The 19,106-nt window shown below is 33.5% G+C and carries 18 protein-coding genes; 12 read left to right on the top strand and 6 right to left on the bottom strand.

Annotated features, from left to right (window positions below; genetic code table 11):
• Positions 1–1,528 (top strand): T9SS type A sorting domain-containing protein (locus AC2A1D_RS00005; protein ID WP_484041617.1); only part of this gene is annotated, 1,528 nt, incomplete at its 5' end.
• A gap of 71 nt (positions 1,529–1,599) precedes the next feature.
• On the opposite strand, the gene AC2A1D_RS00010 is transcribed toward AC2A1D_RS00005, so the two are convergent.
• Complete coding sequence (locus AC2A1D_RS00010; protein ID WP_484041618.1) at positions 1,600–2,307, bottom strand: DUF421 domain-containing protein; 708 nt, start codon at positions 2,305–2,307, stop codon at positions 1,600–1,602.
• Between the two features lie 890 nt (positions 2,308–3,197).
• On the opposite strand from AC2A1D_RS00010, the gene AC2A1D_RS00015 reads away from it, so the two are divergent.
• The 8 genes from AC2A1D_RS00015 to AC2A1D_RS00050 all read left to right on the top strand — a co-directional run bounded on the left by AC2A1D_RS00015 (position 3,198) and on the right by AC2A1D_RS00050 (position 11,432).
• Positions 3,198–3,746, top strand: a complete 549-nt coding sequence (locus tag AC2A1D_RS00015) for a hypothetical protein (RefSeq protein ID WP_484041619.1) — start codon at positions 3,198–3,200, stop codon at positions 3,744–3,746.
• A gap of 12 nt (positions 3,747–3,758) precedes the next feature.
• Positions 3,759–4,301, top strand: coding sequence for a hypothetical protein (locus tag AC2A1D_RS00020; protein ID WP_484041620.1), 543 nt, complete (start codon positions 3,759–3,761; stop codon positions 4,299–4,301).
• 42 nt (positions 4,302–4,343) lie between these two features.
• Positions 4,344–5,456 carry a formylglycine-generating enzyme family protein gene (locus AC2A1D_RS00025; RefSeq protein WP_484041621.1) on the top strand — a complete coding sequence of 371 codons (1,113 nt, stop codon included), beginning with the start codon at positions 4,344–4,346 and terminating at the stop codon, positions 5,454–5,456.
• 165 nt (positions 5,457–5,621) lie between these two features.
• Entirely contained in the window at positions 5,622–6,185 is a 564-nt protein-coding gene (locus AC2A1D_RS00030) for a hypothetical protein (protein WP_484041622.1), read from the top strand.
• 166 nt (positions 6,186–6,351) lie between these two features.
• A complete protein-coding gene (locus tag AC2A1D_RS00035; protein ID WP_484041623.1) occupies positions 6,352–9,237 on the top strand; it encodes an AsmA family protein in 2,886 nt (961 codons plus the stop codon).
• Between the two features lie 91 nt (positions 9,238–9,328).
• Complete coding sequence (locus tag AC2A1D_RS00040) at positions 9,329–10,495, top strand: MalY/PatB family protein (protein WP_484041624.1); 1,167 nt, start codon at positions 9,329–9,331, stop codon at positions 10,493–10,495.
• A gap of 55 nt (positions 10,496–10,550) precedes the next feature.
• Positions 10,551–10,748, top strand: a complete 198-nt coding sequence (locus tag AC2A1D_RS00045; RefSeq protein ID WP_484041625.1) for a hypothetical protein — start codon at positions 10,551–10,553, stop codon at positions 10,746–10,748.
• A 426-nt stretch (positions 10,749–11,174) separates the two neighbouring features.
• A complete protein-coding gene (locus AC2A1D_RS00050; protein WP_484041626.1) occupies positions 11,175–11,432 on the top strand; it encodes a hypothetical protein in 258 nt (85 codons plus the stop codon).
• Positions 11,433–11,485: 53 nt separating this feature from the next.
• On the opposite strand, the gene AC2A1D_RS00055 is transcribed toward AC2A1D_RS00050, so the two are convergent.
• The 5 genes from AC2A1D_RS00055 to AC2A1D_RS00075 form a co-directional block, all read right to left on the bottom strand.
• Positions 11,486–12,883, bottom strand: a complete 1,398-nt coding sequence (locus AC2A1D_RS00055) for a M28 family peptidase (RefSeq protein WP_484041627.1) — start codon at positions 12,881–12,883, stop codon at positions 11,486–11,488.
• A 53-nt stretch (positions 12,884–12,936) separates the two neighbouring features.
• Positions 12,937–14,181, bottom strand: coding sequence for a DUF1015 domain-containing protein (locus AC2A1D_RS00060; RefSeq protein ID WP_484041628.1), 1,245 nt, complete (start codon positions 14,179–14,181; stop codon positions 12,937–12,939).
• Between the two features lie 6 nt (positions 14,182–14,187).
• Positions 14,188–15,150, bottom strand: a complete 963-nt coding sequence (locus AC2A1D_RS00065; RefSeq protein ID WP_484042317.1) for a D-2-hydroxyacid dehydrogenase — start codon at positions 15,148–15,150, stop codon at positions 14,188–14,190.
• Positions 15,151–15,263: 113 nt separating this feature from the next.
• On the bottom strand, positions 15,264–16,328 hold the full coding sequence (serC, locus tag AC2A1D_RS00070) for a 3-phosphoserine/phosphohydroxythreonine transaminase (protein ID WP_484041629.1): 1,065 nt from the start codon (positions 16,326–16,328) through the stop codon (positions 15,264–15,266).
• Between the two features lie 107 nt (positions 16,329–16,435).
• Positions 16,436–16,786, bottom strand: a complete 351-nt coding sequence (locus AC2A1D_RS00075; RefSeq protein ID WP_484041630.1) for a 4Fe-4S binding protein — start codon at positions 16,784–16,786, stop codon at positions 16,436–16,438.
• Positions 16,787–16,845: 59 nt separating this feature from the next.
• On the opposite strand from AC2A1D_RS00075, the gene AC2A1D_RS00080 reads away from it, so the two are divergent.
• From AC2A1D_RS00080 to AC2A1D_RS00090, 3 genes are read left to right on the top strand one after another with little or no spacing between them, the layout of a single operon-like run.
• Positions 16,846–17,880: an acyl-CoA reductase gene (locus tag AC2A1D_RS00080; RefSeq protein ID WP_484041631.1), complete on the top strand. Its 1,035-nt coding sequence runs from the start codon at positions 16,846–16,848 to the stop codon at positions 17,878–17,880.
• 37 nt (positions 17,881–17,917) lie between these two features.
• Complete coding sequence (locus tag AC2A1D_RS00085) at positions 17,918–18,367, top strand: peptidylprolyl isomerase (RefSeq protein ID WP_484041632.1); 450 nt, start codon at positions 17,918–17,920, stop codon at positions 18,365–18,367.
• A 26-nt stretch (positions 18,368–18,393) separates the two neighbouring features.
• Positions 18,394–19,083, top strand: a complete 690-nt coding sequence (locus AC2A1D_RS00090; protein ID WP_484041633.1) for a Bax inhibitor-1/YccA family protein — start codon at positions 18,394–18,396, stop codon at positions 19,081–19,083.
• Positions 19,084–19,106 lie beyond the last annotated feature (23 nt).

Here is a 19,106-nt window from a genome sequence, read left to right on the forward strand (position 1 = left end):
TTTCAATTGGGGAGGTGGGATTACAACCGAAGACAGAACAGGTTTAGCGGCAGGTTCTTATTCCGTAACGATTACAGATGCTAATGGATGTACAGGAGTAGTAAATGTAACGGTTACACAACCAACGTCAGCAGTTTCAGGAACAACAGTAGTAACTAATGTAGCTTGTAACGGTGGTTCAACAGGAGCAATTAATTTAACACCAACAGGAGGAACAGCTCCTTACACTTTCCTTTGGAATGGTGGAGCAACAACTGAAGACAGAACAGGTTTATCAGCAGGTTCTTATTCTGTAACCATTACAGATGCAAATGGTTGTACAGGAGTTGTGAACGCGACAGTTACACAACCAACTGCAATTTCAGGAAGTACTGTGGTGACAAATGTTGCTTGTAATGGTGGTTCAACTGGTGCGATTAATTTAACACCAACAGGAGGAACAGCTCCTTATACATTCCTTTGGAATGGTGGTGCAACAACTGAAGACAGAACAGGTTTAGCTGCAGGTTCTTATTCAGTAACGATTACTGATGCGAATGGCTGTACAGGAGTTGTGAACGCGACAGTTACACAACCGACAGTTTTAACTGCATCAACAACAGTAACCAACGTAGCTTGTAATGGCGGTTCTAATGGTTCTGCTGCGGTATCTGTTTCTGGTGGAACAGCACCCTATAATTATGCATGGTCAAACAATGCAACAACAGCTATAATTACCGGAATTGCAGCTGGAACTTATTCAGTAGTTATTACCGATGCAAATTCTTGCTCTATTACTCGTAACTTCACCGTTACACAGCCAACTGCTATGACAGCTACTGTAACCCAAACCAATGTAACTTGTAATGGAGGAAACAATGGTTCGGCAACTGTAAATGTTACCGGAGGTGCAGGTGGTTACACTTATCTTTGGTCGAATAATGCAACCACAGCATCAATTAACGGTTTAACTGCTGGAGTATATAATGTTACTATTACAGATGCTAACGCTTGTACAATTGTAAAAACTGTAACGATCACTCAATCTAGTGCAATAGCAGCTCCTACAGGTGCTTCTACACAAAGTTACAATGCAGGTGACACATTAAATGCATTAGTCGTAACAGGTACAGGAATTAAATGGTATGCTTCTGCAACAGATGCAGCAAACCATACAGGAAGTTTAGCATTGTCTACGCCAATTGCATTCAATACTACATATTATGCGACACAAACGGTAGGATCTTGTGAGTCTACACTTTCATTGGCTGTTTTAGCATACAACGCGAGTTTGGCAACAACAGAAACCGTGAAATCTAAATCAGATCTTCAAATTTATCCTAATCCAGTTAGAGAGATTTTGAATATCAGTGGTAAAGAAAAAATCAACAAGGTGGTAATTTTCTCTGCTGATGGTAAGAAAGTAACTGAAAAAACGCTAACTAACGGAGAACGAGGCATCAATGTAGAATCTTTGGTTCAAGGTGTTTATCTGATTCAGATTTTCACTGAGAAAGATATACAAACGTTCAAGTTTATTAAGAAATAGAAATTATTTGTTTTATTTTTTTAAATGGATCCGCCTCAGAAATGGGGCGGATTTTTATTTAAATATTATTTTTAGGTAATACGTTTTTTATTGCTTGCTTGTACCCATTTTTTATGAGTGCAGTTTGGGCATTCACCACCAATTCCTTCGATTTTCTTTTCTGTATAACCACAGAATGTGCATGAATAATAGCCTGAAGTAGCAATTAAAGGAGAAGACAGCTTTAAGCAACCCAACATTACCGGCAAGCCATACTTTACCTCTTCATCATTTAAGAAAAAAACACTTATTTCTCCGGAAGTTTCTTCAATTGCATATTCTATCTGGCCAAGATGCGAAACTCCTTTTAGTCTAAGTTCTGCAAAAAATTCATCGCTTCCTAAATTTTCTTTTTTGAAGTTCTCTACCGAAAAAACTCCGTGATCAATTAAACAAATAGGCTTTCCTTCTAATAAGTTTTCAAATTTTTTAAATCTGCCGATCAGTTTTGTAATGGTAGAATAAAGCACAATAATAACCGCAAAAACTACAAATGAAGAAAAAATCCCTACTTCTTTGTAAAACATGGGATCACCGGCTGCAGAGCCCAAACCAATAATTACAACTAATTCAAATATCGAAAGTTGCTTTACACCGCGCTTTCCTAAAAATCTTAAACCCGCTATAATTACAACAAACATAATGACAGTTCGAAGCACAACTTCTAATAAAAAAGTCCAATCTTCTGATCCAAAGAAAAGCTCCTTCCAGCTGAGTTGTAAAAAAAGTGCTGCTCCCATAGTATTGTTTTATGAATTGATTTTCAAAAAGTAAGCCAGGAGTATAGAAAAAATCTTCATTTTTCGTTAAATTGAAATAGGCTTTTTATGTGATATTTACAAGAATTATTGTAATAAAAATGAGGTCGATAAAACTAATAAAACAATTTTAATTTGTTGAAAAATCACTTTTTTGTAATACGTAATTCACATTTATATAATTCCACCTTTTTTGAAATTTATTAGCAGATTATAATTTAATTTTATAATTTAGCCGAAAAATAACCAAAACCATTAAAATCACATTAAACATGAGAAAAATCAAACTCTTATACAGAGATTTTTTACCATATTCTATTTCATTTACTTATAGCTAAATCTACTGTAAATTCTCCTTAAAATATAAGTTTATATCAAGCTGTCTTTTTTTGATCCTATCAATTCAACATGTAAAAGTGTTCAACAAAAAAGGATTTTTCAGCACAATTTGTAATTATTTACCAACCAAAAAATATAAAGGTTGGAACTTTATGATTTTTCAATCTATTATAATAATTAAACTTATAATGAAAAGCAGAATAATTTATAATCAAAAATACTATTATATTAAAAAAATAATTATAACTTTATAGTAAACATAAACTATTAGAAACCATGATAAAAAAACTCTTATAGCCTTATTTTCCCTAGCGCTTTTACAAGCCAACGCACAGGAAACTCAACAGTCTGGAGATGATGCCGCAGAACTTGCAAAAAAATTATCAAATCCAATTGCATCTTTAGTAAGTGTACCTTTTCAAAATAACTCAGACTTTGGAATAGGCAAGTTAAATGGAACTAGAAATACTCTCAATTTCCAACCTGTAATTCCTATCAGTATAAGTGAAAATTGGAATCTTATTGGTAGAGCAGTGCTTCCCATTATAAATCAATACAATATTACTGGTCTTAATGAAAAAGAATTTGGTCTTGGAGATGCTGTAGTAAGCACATTTCTTAGTCCGAAAGAATCTAAAAATGGATTAACTTGGGGTGCAGGTCCTGTATTTTTAATTCCTACTGGAACGGATGATTATCTTACAACCAAGAAATTTGGAGTAGGTCCTACCGCGGTTGCCTTATTACAAAAAAATGGATGGACCTATGGAGCGCTTATTAACCAAATTTGGAGTGTTGCCGGAAGTAGTTCTCGTCAAGATATTAGCCAGATGTTTTTTCAACCATTCATTACGTATAACTGGAAGAGTGGTTCAGGTCTTGGAGCCAATATGGAGCTTACTCAAAATTGGAAAAGCAACACTACATCCATGTGGTTAAATCCTACTGTAAGCGGGCTTACAAGTTTAGGAAAACAAAAAGTTTCTTTAGCAATTGGGCCTAGATTTAATATAGTAGCTCCTGGTGCTAGTAGAGCTGATTGGGGTGTAAGAGCTGTAATCATATTCCTATTCCCTAAATAAAATATTTCACACATGCTGAAGAATAAGAAATATCTTTCTATTTTCTTATTTTGCTGTACCGGTTTGTATTGCCAAGAAAAAGAACTTGAGAAAGAAAAAGAAATAGAAAAACACCATCAAATTGAATTTTCAATTACCCACGTTAATATTTTTAATGGGTATAATTCAGAAGGTGGCAGTTGGATTTCTTTACCAGCTTTTAGTTTAGACTACGATTATAAATTTAATGAAAAATGGAGCCTCGGTCTTCATTCAGACATAACCATAGAAAAATTTAGCGTAGAAGAAAATCTCGATGATAATAAAGTTGTAGAAAGAAGCTATCCTTTTGCGCCAGCGGTAATGGTGAGCCGAAAATGGGGACATCATATACTCATGTTTGGTGCAGGTGCCGAATTTGCGAAAGAAGAAAATTTATTCCTAAACAGATTGGGATATAAATATGAAATAGAACTTTCCGAAAAATGGGGTGTTGGTGCTGCTTTAAACTATGATTTTCGTTGGAAAGCTTACGATAGTTACACGATTGGAATTGGCGTAAGTCGCAGTTTTTAATACAAGAAATAATATATTTTTTTGATTTTGTAAAATTACTTTATGAAATATACTTTTGTAATAGCAGCCATTTTACTTGTTGGTTGTAAAAAAAATGAAGATAAGGCGTGCTGCGAGAAAGTATCAAAAGCCAATTTTTTAATGGCATCTTCCAATTGTGAAAGCTCAGGAAACAGAGCTGCTAAAATGATGGAAGGAACTCAAAATGCAAGTACTCAAAATAAATTGATGCTCATTCCAGAAGGAACCTATATGCAAGGTTCAAATGGAGATAAGTGGGCACTACCGCGTGAATTTCCGCAACATGAGGTTAAAGTTAATAGCTTTTATATGCAAGAGCATGAAGTAACAAATGCCGAGTTTAGCAAATTTGTTGAGAAAACAGGCTATGTTACAACTGCTGAAAAACCTGTAGATTGGGAACAATTGAAAAAAGAACTGCCACCTGGAACCCCTAAACCGGTGCCGGAAGTTCTACAACCCGGATCGATGGTATTTGTTGCTCCTGATAAGGTAAACGGTCTTGAAGATTTTTCTCAATGGTGGAGATGGGTAAAAGGCGCCAATTGGAGACATCCTGAAGGACCAGGAAGTGATTTGAAAGGAAAAGAAAATCACCCAGTTGTACATCTATCATATTACGACGCTGAAGCATATGCTAAATGGATGGGGATGCGCTTGCCAACCGAAGCAGAATGGGAATGGGCAGCAAGAGGTGGTTTAAAAAATAAAATTTATCCTTGGGGAGATGAGCATGTGAGTAAAGGACAGGTGAAATGTAATTACTGGACAGGCGATTTCCCAATTACCAATACACAAACAGACGGATATTATTATTCAGCACCTGTTAAAAGCTTTAAAGCAAATGGATATGGATTATATGACATGGCAGGAAATGTATGGGAAATGTGCTCAGACAAAATGGATGTAGACTATTATAAAACTCTTGCTAAAAATGCTAGTACTGTTAACCCAAAAGGTCCAGCAAAAACAAACTATCCAATGGATCCATATGCTTCAAAAAGAGTTGTAAAGGGAGGTAGTTTCTTATGTAATGATAGCTATTGTAGTAGTTACAGAGTTTCTGCAAGAATGGCTAATTCCGAAGATACAGGAATGATCCATACAGGTATTAGATTAGTAAAGGATTTATAATCTTTACGTATTTGCCAAAGGAACAGTACAATCAATTCATTGATGATGAAGTATTTATTTTGTAATAATAAAATATTAATATTTTTTTTTCTAACCTCTACATTTTCACTTGTATTTGGGCAAAATGATTTTTTCACTACCATTTCTGCTTCAAAAAGAAAGTTGGTGAGCGAAAAACTATCGTATGCTGCAGCTTTTGATTGGAAACATATCTATAATGACGTTGCTTGGGACAGATTAGGAGTAAGCATGGAAGCAGATTATCAGCAAAATTTTTGGACATTAGAAGCAGGCGGAGTTGTTCAGTATACTTTTGATAAACAGATCAGTAACTACTTCGAACTTAGGCCTTGGATTGGTATCCGATTAGAAAATCAAATAATTCCCAATCTTTCATTTGTTCAAGAGGTTAAAGCAGAGTGGCGAAATTTCATCTTTAGAGATGCACAAGACGATAACTATATTAGAACAACTCTAGAAACCAGTTTTAATTATAACCTTGATAAACTTGGGTTTAGCGAATGGATGGTTAACAGCGGATATGTTTGGTATTTTCTTAAAGATCCAGCTTTGGGCGAGAGATTTGCAAACTCTAAAGAATTCATGTTTAGTATCAGAAAAAAAGGTAAAAACAGCTTTTTAATTGGTTATAAATATGAAAGATATAGAAAATTTCTTGAAGAAGGAAACGTAAGAGCACACTCAGTAGAACTAAAAGTTTTTTTCTAAAGAACTCATCTTAAAAATTCTGAAACACACAAAATAACTTAATTTTTTCATAACCTGAATTTTTGTTTTTTCATTGGGTATAGAATTTGTTTACACCCCTATAAATAATGTTTTCTTTTATAAAAAAGCATTATCATGAAAATTTTAAATCACAAAAATTCCGGTTATGAAAACGCTTGTGCAATACATTATTCAATTTTTAAAATGGCTCGGAATTACCATTTTTTCTATACTTTTTCTTATGTTCATCATTCCTATTTTATTTCCGGGAAAGATTTCAGAACAAGTAAAAATATTTGCCAATAAACATTTAGCAGGAGAGCTCGATTACAAAAAAACTCATCTCTCATTTTTTAAACATTTCCCGTCTCTTACTGTCTCTGTTGATGATTTGGTATTGAAGGGATCTGCTCCTTTTCAGAAGGATACCCTGCTTTCCGCAAGAGAAGTTGCAGCTGGAATTAACCTCAAAAACTTAATTTTTGATGGCGAAGTAAAAATAGATGAAATCTACGTTACAGATGCGAAAGCCAACGTTTTTGTAAATACAAAAGGACAAGCAAATTACAATGTTTACGTTGCCGAGCCTTCAAAAAAAGTGAAAGACACTACAAAAGAAGGAGCTTCACTACAACTTGATTTTATACGTTTTAAAAACTGGAACATCAAATATCATGATCTTTCTGCCCAAATTTTAGTTGATGCAAAAGGACTAAATTACACTGGTAAAGGTGGTCTTAGTAAGGATGTTTTTGATCTTCAAACAGATTTAGATATCAATAAAGTAGATTTTAGTTTAAACAGAATTTACTACGCCAAGCAAAAGACATTGCACGCCGATCTTATCACCAGAATCAATACCAATGCACTTACTTTTGTACTCAGAAAAAATGAATTGCGAATAAACGAACTTCCTTTAAAATTTACCGGTTTTTTGAGTATTTTAAAGGATGGATATAACCTCGATATAAAGGCAGCATCAGAAAAAACAACGATTAGAGATATGATTTCGGTACTTCCACCACAATATCTTGAGTGGGCAAAAGACACCAAAATACAAGGAAATAGTGATTTGTTTTTCAGTTTAAAAGGTAGATTTAGCGAAGCAAAAAAATTAAAACCAAACCTTAAGGCTAGACTTTTTGTAAAACAAGGTTTTGTCTCGAATGCAAAATCACCTGTCCCGATGAATAATCTTAATATGGATCTTCATGTAGATTTACCATCACTCAACACAAATCAATTGTACATTGATTTGAAAAATCTAAGTTTTGATCTCGGAAAAAACAATAATTTTAAAGCTATTGTGAAAACAAAAGGATTGGAAAATATTTGGGTAAACGCGAATGTAAAAGGCGCCGTAGATTTACAAACTTTGGATGAAGCTCTAGGTTTGAATGAGATCAATATGAAAGGTTTGATCAATACAGACCTTAAAGCTAGAGGAATTTTCAACCTTGATGAAAAACTTTTCCCAAAAACAAATGGTTTCTTAAATGTAAAAAATGGATGGCTTAAAACCACATATTATCCTAATGCAATTCAAAATATAAATATAGCAGCAAAAATTAACAATACAGATGGTACTTTTAGAAGTTTAGGAGTACAGCTTCATCCTTTTTCTTTCGATTTTGAAGGAAATCCGGTGTTTGTAAAAGCAGATTTACAAAATTTTGAAGATTTACTGTATAAAATTCGCGCAAAAGGCACGCTCAATGTCGGAAGAATTTATAAAGTTTTTAAAAAAGAAGGATTTGATGTGAGCGGTTTGATTATGGCAGATTTATCTTTGAACGGAAAACAGAGCTATGCCACAACAGCGCAATACAGCAAGTTGGACAATAGAGGAACTTTAATTTTAAAAAACATAAAAGCGACAACTGAAACTCTTCCAAAATCTTTTTTTATTAAAGAAGGGAATTTTAGATTCGAAAATGAAAAGATGTGGTTTACTAAGTTTTTTGCCAGTTATGGAAAATCAGATTTTGCCTTAAATGGATATTTATTAAACACCATCAATTATTTTCTCGAAAGAAAAGGAACGCTGCACGGAAAATTTAATCTTTACTCTAATTACATTTTAATTGATGAATTTATGGCTCTTAAAAACGGAGACAATACCCAAAAATCAATGAATGTTGAGTATGCTAAAATAGAAAATCCTAAAAGCAGTGGAGTGGTGGTGATCCCAAAAAACTTGGATGTTGCATTGGTTGCAAACGCTAAAAAAGTTGAATTTCAAGGTTTAAAACTTAATCTTCTTAAAGGTATTGCTTCTGTAAATTCGGGACAGGTTTTTCTTAAAAATACAAACTTTAACATTATCGGTAGCCGAATGAATATCGATGCAAGATATCAAGACGAATCGCCAATAACTGCAAATTATGATCTTGCGGTAAAGGTTTATGATTTCAATGTTCAAAGAGCATACAAAGAAATTGATATGATTAAAGAAATGGCAACTTCTGCAAAAGATGTAAAAGGAATTGTATCTATAGACTATAAATTGAAAGGAGATTTCGATAAAAATATGAATCCAATTTATCCATCACTTGAAGGAGGTGGGATTGTAAATTTAAGAGATGTAGAGGTTAAAAACCTAAAAATGCTTTCTGCGGTGGGTGATAATATTGGCGCAAAAGCTTTTAATAATCCCGATATGAAAGGGGTTGATATTGAAAGTCACATCAAAAATAATTTAATACATGTAGATAAATTCACGTTTAAAGTTTCTGTATTACGACCTTCAATAAGTGGTACAACTAGTTTTAATGGCTTGCTCGATCTACAAATTAGAGTAGGACTTCCACCAGGAGGATGGATTGGTTTTCCAATTGTAGTAACGGGAACGCATGAAAAGCCAAAAGTGAAAATCCTCAGCAAAACCGGTCAAGGAATTATAGATGCCCTATACAACAGAAAGACCAACACAGTTATACATGAAGAGCAACGCGCTCCCAAAAAAACAAGAAGACAGCAACGTCTTGAAAGAAAAGCTCAAGAAGAAAAAGCAAAAGCAGCTGAAGCACAAATTGATAAAACTTTAAAATAATCAGTAAAAATCAAATCAGAGATTTATATCAAAACTTCATCAGAATAACTATTTTTGATGAAGTTTTGAATTATTACAGCTGTTTTAGAATATGAAATATAATTTTGATGAACCCATTAACAGACGAAATACAAACTCTGTAAAATGGGATTTTTTCCCTGAAGATGTTCTTCCAATGTGGGTTGCCGATATGGATTTTAAAATTGCACCCGAAATACAAAAAGCCATTTCGGAAAAAGCTGCATCTGGTTTGATGGGATATCAGTTTACCGGTGTAGAATTTAAAACTTCAGCGATTAACTGGCTGCAAAAATATCATCAATTTCAAATCAAAGAAGAAAATATATTACCCGTTCCAGGAGTTTTAGTTGGTATTTCAGCTATTATTACTACCTTTTTTTGTGAAGCTGATAAAGTAATTTTGCAGCCGCCTGTCTACGATCACTTTTTTGAAACAGTAAAAAACAGTGGGGCAGAACTTCTTTGCAATGATTTAATATATGATGAAAACTCTTACAAAATAAATTTTGAAGATTTTGAAGAAAAAGCAAAGGATCCCAAAACAAAATTTTTAATTTTCTGTAATCCGCACAATCCTGTAGGAAAAGTTTGGACCGAAAACGATCTAAGAAAAATTGCTCAAATTGCTTCTCAAAATGGAATTATTGTTATTTCAGACGAGATTCATTCAGATTTGGTATTTAGTGGCTATGAACATATTCCGTTTGCTAAAATTGCGAAAGATTATAATCTGATTTCTTTTACTTTAGCATCACCTTGTAAAACGTTCAATTTATCTGGTCTTTCTTCGGGTTATATCGTTTCAGAAAACTTCACAGAGCTTTTAATGATTCAGAAAACACTCCAAAAACAAGAAACAGAATGGCTGAATCCTTTTTGTTCTGCGGCTTTTATTGCTGCTTACAATTCGGGGCATCGATGGATGGAAGCTGTGAAAGAATATCTTTATGAAAACTATCTTTTTGCTGAAACATTTATCAAAGAAAACATCCCAGAAGTACATGTGGTGCCATCTGAATCTACTTATTTAATATGGATTGACTGTAAAAAATTAAATCAAAGTTCTAATGTTTTAGAAAAAAGATTAATTGCCGAATCTAAACTTAAACTTAATTCTGGAACTCGGTATGGAGCTGCGGGAGAAGGTTTTTTACGAATGAATATCGCATGTAGAAAAGAAATTTTGTTGGATGGGCTCACTCGTTTAAGAAGCTTTGTAAACAACCAAAGAAAATAAGAAAAACATTTTGGCATTTTGATTGATAAGATTAAATACATCTAAATCATTCATTATGAAAAGTTTAAACAGGGTAAGTTTATTTTTAATTGTAGGAATTGCTTTAAGTTCTTGCTTACCGCCGCCACCCAGACCTCCAAGACCTCCTAAACCGCCACGTCCGCCAAGACCTCCACATCATGGTTTACTTGAATTAAAAAAAACAGATTTGGTAGCCGAGTTTACAATGGCAGCATTAAATAAAAATACATAATCTTAAGCTCTTGTAAAAAGAGCTTTTTTTTTTGAAAAAGATTTAGCTAAAAATTTTATTTTTTTTAAGAAATTATGTTCGAATATAATAATTGAGACGTTTTTGCTTCATTTTAGTTTATCAATTACGCATGTTAAAATAGTTATTACAAGTAATATCGTACAATAAATACAATATTTAAACCTTTATCGTAAAATAATTTGAATATAATCAACAAAAATATTTTAATTATTAAATAGGTTTTATAATTTTAATTAAGTACCACATTATCAAATATTTGACCAATTCAAAATACAATGAATTAGCGCGATTTTTCCATTAATAATGGCACATACATGCATTATTTTTGGAGAAAATCGCAAATATTTTAAAATATATTTTAGTATTTTCAGAAAAATGTTTAATTTTAAACAAAAAATGCAAACGATGAAAAAAATCGAATTCTTCACCGAATCCGGTGAAACTCTAGGAAACAAAACAGTAAATGGTATCAAAATTACTGAAATCGAAAACTTTTTAGAAACAATAGATAATGAAAGCTTCGAGCATATTTCATTATACTATGATGAAAGACACAATGTCTTAAGTTTGGACGAAGAAGTAGGTGTAGTATTCCCTCAATATGGATATTTCATTACGAAAATATCTGAAAGCAAATTTGCACAATGCTTTGATTTTGTATAATTTTAAATAAATAGGAAAAAAGGCGATATCAATTTGATGTCGCCTTTTTTATTTTACCAATTTTTATCTACAATAAAAACCATTTGTGCCATTACAATTGCTCCCAGAAGCAGTTCTCTTTTGTTCACTTTGTCGAAAGTATCTTCTACAGAATGATGGTAATCAAAATACCTTTGTGTATCTACCACCATTTCGGCAAGCGGAATATCTATTTTTTTTAAGGGTAATACATCTTGTATTGCTTCTGTTTGATCAAAATCATACACGCCGTAAGGTAAAAAATAGTTTTTCCACTCGAAAACAAGACGCCTTCTCTGTGGCGACATATCTAACCTGAAACCTCTCGGAGAATATCCACCCGAATCTGATCCTAAAGCTAAAATATGTTTTTCTTCTTTTTTCTTCACGTAAGAAGCATACATCTCCCTTCCTTGTCCGCCATTTTCACTATTGGCATACAAAACTACACGAATGGTGTGTTTATTCTCCAATCCTAAAGCTTTAAAAGCACGCAGAACCTCTATACATTGCACAACGCCAGAACCATCATCATGAGCACCTTCAGCAAAATCCCAAGAATCAAGTTGAGCTCCCAAAAGAATAATTTTCCCATCTTTTTTACCAGGAATTTCAGCGATTATATTTTGGTTAATTGTTTCACCTTTCGATTGTGCAGCCATGTTCAGCTTTGCTTTTACACTTTGCTTTGAAAGAAGTTTCTCAAGCTCATCTGCAGATTTTGCACCAATCGTTACTGCGGGAATTCTCGCCTTATCATCTGGTTCGTAAACAATCATTTTTGCATGAGGGGTATCATCCGAAGACGTCGTTAGAGATCTTATAATTAACGCTTTAGCTCCTTTCTGACCCACAACCGATGCAGCAAGAAGTTTATTTTTTGCGGCACTTAGGTATGCATCTACAGTGTTTACATACGTTTGATCTAATGGATAGTTTACAAAGATAATTTTATCTTTCACATCAGCAGAAGTAAGTTTGATGAACTCTTTTACATCATTTACCATCATAATATCGGCAATCATATCTTTTCCGCCAGTTCCTTCAGAATTCCCGAAAGAGAGCATTTTAATAGATTTCCAATCTCCATTTGCCGTTTTGATTTGCAAATATTCACGACCTCTTACCCAAACAGGAACTTTTACATCCTGTCTCCAAACATTTTCTGCTCCCGCTTCTTTAAGGTTTTGCTCGGCCCAATCTGCGGCTTTTGCATATCCAGAAGTACCGCTAAATCTTGCCCCAACATTTTTTGTAAGCTCTCCCAGATTGTCGTAAGCAGTACCATTTAACATAATTTCGTCAGAGATTTTTTTAAACTCATCATGATAGTTAAATTTTTCTGCTGCAGGTTTTACCTTTTTTATAGGTTTCTTTTGTGAAAATAAAAATCCACTCAAAAAGAGTGGAAGTATGATGAATAGTTTTTTCATATTAAACAGCCCGAATCTTTTCAGAGCATAAATTTAATTAAAAAATAAAATAATTACTGCTTCATATCGTACATTAACAAAGCTGTAACTAATTTTGGCTCAATAAAAGTACATTTTGGAGGCATACTTAGTTTCAGATCAGAAATTTTAAGCATATCATTGAAGCTTACAGGGAAAACTCCGAAGCCTACTTTGCCTTCACCATTATCTACTTTTTCTTTCAAAAGGTTGATTCCTTCGATGTTTGATGTTCCTTTTACGTACGTAATTTTATCTGAGCTGTCAGAATCTTTAATTTCTAAAATATCTTTAATAATATATTTATCTAAAAGATGATGATCCAAATTATCTAAAGACATTTCTTGCGAACGCAGATCGTGTTTTACGTGAAGCGAGTAGTATTTCCCGTCCAAATACATAGAAATATGGAACTTTTGAGAAGGGTAGTACGGTGTTTCTCCTTTCTCATGGATAAGGAAATATTTTTCGATTTTAGCTAAAAATTCTTCGGTAGACAAGCCGTTTAAATCTGTAACGATACGGTTGTAATCATGAATCTTTATGGATTGGTTTGAAACAATAAAGCTGTAAACAAAATTGTACGCTTCTGTACCGTTATGTCTTTTATTTTTCTCTTTGTGACGTTTTGCGTGCATTGCAGTAGAACCAATTCTGTGGTGTCCGTCTGCAATGTAGAAAGAATCAATTTGGTCGATAACTTCTTTGAATTGTTGCAATTTTAATCTGTTATCTATTTTCCAGATTTTATGTCTGATGCCGAGAGTGTCTACATGATTGAAAATAGGAACATTTTTTTCTTCATGATTCATCAACAATTCAATTTTCGGACTCGATTGATAAGTAAGAAGCACAGGTTCTGCCTGTAGATTTACTTTCTCAAGGTAATGAGCAAGTTTTTCTTTTTTTTGTGGAATAGTACTTTCGTGTCTTTTAATTTTTCCGTTCCAGAAATCTTCAATACTTGCCAATCCCATAAGACCTCTGTAAACCTGCTTGTTAGGGTAAATTTGCTCGTATAAATAGAAAGAAGAATTATCTTGCACCAATACGTTTTCTTCCACAAGATCTTCAAAAGTTGTACGTATTTTCCTCAGATTCCTGTCTACGTCTTTAGATTTGCTCACTACATAAGGCTTAATCATGTTAATGTAAGTGTTCTCTTTTTGAGCCTTTTCTGCAATCTCAGCCTGAGTAAAATTATCTAAAGGATGTGTAGGGAATGTAGCCTCATGATCTTTATGAGGTCTTATTCCACGGAATGGTCTAAAAACAGGCATATTTTATTATATAGTTTCTTGGTTGATTTTTATGATTTGTTCTGCAAGTTCAATTCCTATTTTCTCTTGTGCATCGATGGTATTTCCTCCAATGTGTGGAGATAATGAAAGATTAGGATTCATTAAAAGGATAAGTTCTGGAGTTGGCTCTTGTTCAAAAACATCCAAAGCTGCACCGGCAACTTTTCCGCTTTCAATATAATCGAGTAGGGCAACTTCGTTCAGAACGCCGCCTCTTGCAGTATTTACAATATATACTCCGTCTTTCATTTTTTCGAATTGAGGAGCATCAATAATATATTCAGTAGTTTTTGGTGTGTTGATACTGATGAAATCTGAATCTTTCAAAAACTCATCTGTGTCGTTGGTAGAAGTAATGGTGAAATTTAAACTTTGTCCATCGAAAAAATCCAAAGTTAAAACTTCGGTTCTTGGCTTTCTGGTAAGTACTTTTACCTTCATGCCCAAAGAAATACCCATTTTTACCACTTCTTGACCGATGCTTCCAAAACCAATTACGCCAAGCGTTTTTCCTGAAAGTTCATAAGCATTATTGAAGGCTTTTTTCATCGCATTAAAATGCGTTTCACCTTCAAGTGGCATTAATCTGTTTGATTCGTGAAGAAATCTTGCCAAAGAAAAAAAGTGACCAAAAACCAATTCTGCAACAGATTTTGACGAAGCTGTAGGAGTATTGATTACGTACAAACCTTTGTCTATTGCGTATTCTACATCAATATTATCCATTCCGATGCCTCCTCTTCCGACAATTTTAAGACTCGGACAAGCATCAATAAGGTCTTTTCTTACCTTGGTTGCGCTTCTTACCAAAAGTACATTTACTTGGTTTTCGTTGATAAAATTAGCTAAGTGATCCTGAGCAACTCTATGCTCTAAAACTTCAAAACCTGCATTTTTCAGTACAGTTTCGCCGCCTTTTGAAATTCCGTCGTTGGCTAAAATTCTCATACTCATTTTTACTTTTTTATTAAATATCAGACATCAGAATAGGAAAATTTCCGTTCCAATGTCTGATATTTATCTTTTTATTAAGCTTATTTTTTTGGGTTGTCTAATATAAGCTATTTTATTGAATTCATCACATCCACTAAAACCTGCACGCTTTCAATAGGTAAGGCGTTATAGATACTTGCACGATATCCCCCTAAACTACGGTGACCATTCAAACCACTAATACCTGCAGCTTTCCAAGCAGCATCGAATTCTTCTTTCTTAGCATCGTCTATCAGTTTAAACGAAACATTCATTAAAGAACGGTCTTCTTCACGACAATAGGTTTCGAAAAGTGGATGGTTATCAATTGTATCATATAAAAGTTTTGCTTTTGCGATGTTTCTTTCTTCCGCAGCCGCAATTCCTCCATTATTTTCTAAATGTTGTAATGTAAGCAATGAAGCATAAACAGGGAAAACCGGTGGAGTATTGTACATCGATTCTTTAGAAATATGTTGCGAGTAATCTAAGATTGAGAACATATTTTCTCTTCCTGTTTTACCTAAGATTTCTTTTTTCACCACTACCAAAGTAACTCCTGCTGGTCCCATATTTTTTTGAGCTCCAGCGTAGATTAAATCAAATTTAGAAAAATCAATTTGTCTTGAGAAAATGTCAGAACTCATATCACAAACCATCAAAGTATCAACTTCTGGAAATTCTTTCATTTGAGTTCCGTAGATTGTATTGTTTGATGTACAGTGGAAATAATCGTACTCTGAACCTACTTTATATCCTTTAGGAATGTATGAATAATTATCTTCTTTAGAAGAACCTACAACATCTACTTCTCCTACTTTTTTAGCTTCTTTTATAGCTCCTGCAGCCCAAGTTCCTGTATCTAGATAAGCAGCTTTACCGCCAACTTTTAATAAATTATAAGGAACCATTGCAAACTGAAGACTTGCTCCGCCACCAAGATAGATTACTTCATAATTGTCACCAAGGTTCATTAATCTTTTTACAATTGCACGCGCCTCATCCATCACTGCTACAAAATCTTTACTTCTGTGCGAAATCTCTAGAAGAGAAAGTCCAATTCCGTTAAAATCTAAGATTGCTTCTGAAGATTTTTCGAAAACTTCCTGTGGTAAAATACAAGGACCTGCGCTGAAGTTGTGCTTTTTGCTCATAATATCAATTTGTTTTTTACAGTTTATATACTGTGATTTATTTTAGGGTTTATTTGAAAGTTTAAAGATAAAAAAAAACCGCCTCATTTCAAATGAGACGGCATAGTTTATTCACCATGAAGGAATGCTTTTTTGTTGAGTAGAGCTTCTTCGCTTTCTACGTGGTCTTCATCCGGCACACAGCAATCTACAGGGCATACTGCAGCACATTGTGGCTCTTCGTGGAAACCTTTACATTCTGTACATTTGTCTGTTACGATAAAATACACATCATCACTTACTGGTTCCTGAGGCGCATCTGCATCAATCGTAAGACCAGAAGGCATCGTAACCTTGCCGCTTAATTCTGTACCTTCAGAAGCTTTCCAATCTACAGCTCCTTCATATATTGCATTATTTGGACATTCAGGTTCACAAGCTCCGCAATTAATGCATTCATCAGTTATTTTAATAGCCATCGCTAATTTTTTTTTAAATTTGCACAAAATTACAAAATATTCCCAAACTGAAACAAATTATGAGTGTTGAGCAGAGAGTTTTAGAACTTGTCAAGTTAAGTGATTTCATTAAAGGTTTTTTATCAAAAGAAACGGAATATTTTAGCGAAATTGATTTAGAATTTGAACAAATATTAAGAAAATCAGAAATTGAAAATCCTTGGTTTACCCAGGAAAGTCAAAAACTTGCGCTTGCGCAGTGGGTTTCTGTTCTTAATGAGTCCCAAATTAAGGAGTGGATAAGTGCTTATTCTGAAAATAAAACCCAAAAAAGAGTAGGTTTAATCTTGGCGGGGAATATTCCGATGGTGGGTTTTCATGATGTGATTTCTGTAATTTTAAGCAATCACATTCCTGTTATAAAACTTTCTTCTAAAGACAGACTTCTTCTTCCTTTTTTATTAAAAAAATGGAAAGAATTTTCAAACGGAGAATTGCAATATGAATTGGTTGAAAGACTGGAAAATTTCGATGCTGTAATTGCTACAGGAAGCAATAACACAGCTCGCTATTTAGAATATTATTTTAAAAATTTGCCGTCAATTATTCGTAAAAATAGAACTTCAATTGCGGTTCTTTCAGGAAATGAAAGCGATGAAGAGCTTCAACTTTTAGCTACCGATATTTTCCAATATTATGGTTTAGGATGTAGAAATGTAACTCGACTTTTCATTCCTAAAGGTTTTACTATCGATCGTATTTTCGAAAACTTTTTACATTATAAAGAAATCATAAATCATAATAAATATGCTAATAGTTATGATTACAACAGAGCTGTTTATCTTCTAAACCAAGACCAGTTTTGGGATAATAATTTTGTGATGCTTAAAGAGGACGAGAAATTATTCAGTCCGCTTTCTGTGATTAATTTCAGTCGATATGAAAATCTTGATGAAGTGAAAAATTTCATCACAGAAAACCACGAAAATATACAATGTACCGTTTCTCAGGTTGAAGATTTTGCAGACGCAGTAAAATTAGGACAAGCGCAAAATCCTAGTCTAAATACATACGCAGACAACATCGACACGATGAAATTTTTGTCAGAAATCTGATAATTTTTTGTACATTCATGGCTACCAAAATTCATGTATGAAAAAGTGTGTTTTATTTGTAGCCTTGCTTGGTTTTTCTTTTGTTTTTTCGCAGAACAAAAGCATTTTTTCGTCGGTAGAAAATTTGAAAGTAGATGTAAAATCTGAACTTCCGAAGGAGAAAACTGAAAAGTATGATAAGCAATTTCAAAACTTTATTATTGCTTTAAAAAACAAAGACAAGACAAAAGTTACTACTTTGCTTTCAGAAAAAGTAAAAATTACAGTAAACGATGAATCTTTAAAACAACTTTCGGGCGGAATTAATTTCGATAGAAAAATCGAAGTTTATAAAAGTGGGATTCAAACTTTTTCTAATGGTGAAAACTTATCTGCGTTACAATATAAATTTACCAGTGATAATTCGAATCCTCCAAAAGATATTATCACCGTATTTTTCGAAGAAAACGGAAAAATTTCAGGCATAAAACCTGAATACAGTAAATAAAATCAAATAATAAATATTAAAAAACTATGAACACAAATGTCTTAGTATCACAATCTACAGATCTTGAAAGAGGAGATTTTTACAGAAAAACATACATTCATGTCGGCTTAGCTATATTAGCTTTTATTGGGGTGGAAACTGTATTATTAAAAACAATTCCTACTGAAGTAATCTTTTTAATGATTGGTCAGAAATACAGTTGGCTACTTATTTTAGGTGTATTTTGGCTAGCTTCTTTTTTAGCTACAAAATGGACACTTTCACAAAGTAAAGCCGTACAATATATGGGTTTGGGAGTTTACGTTTTGCTTGAAGCGATTATATTTTTACCGCTTATCTACATTGCACTGCTTCAAGAAGGTGCAGGTAATGTAATTTTTCAGGCAGCAACTCTCACAATTGCAATGTTTGCGGGTATTTCTGCAGTTGCTTTTACATCAAAAAAAGATTTTTCTTTCCTTAGAAACATCATTACAATAGGAGGATTTATCGCAATAGGATTAATTGTTGGGGGTATGATTTTCGGTTTTAATCTTGGTCTTTGGTTTTCGGTAGGAATGGTTATTTTAGCTTCAGCTACTATTCTTTACCAAACAAGCAAACTGAAAGATGTATACACTACAGATCAATACGTAGGAGCATCTTTACAGCTTTTCTCATCGATTATGCTATTATTCTGGTACATCCTAAGAATTTTAATGAGCAGAAGAAGTTAATTGACTTACCCATAAACTTAAAA

It is taken from the genome of Chryseobacterium sp. HNCC26DJ239, assembly GCF_057180445.1.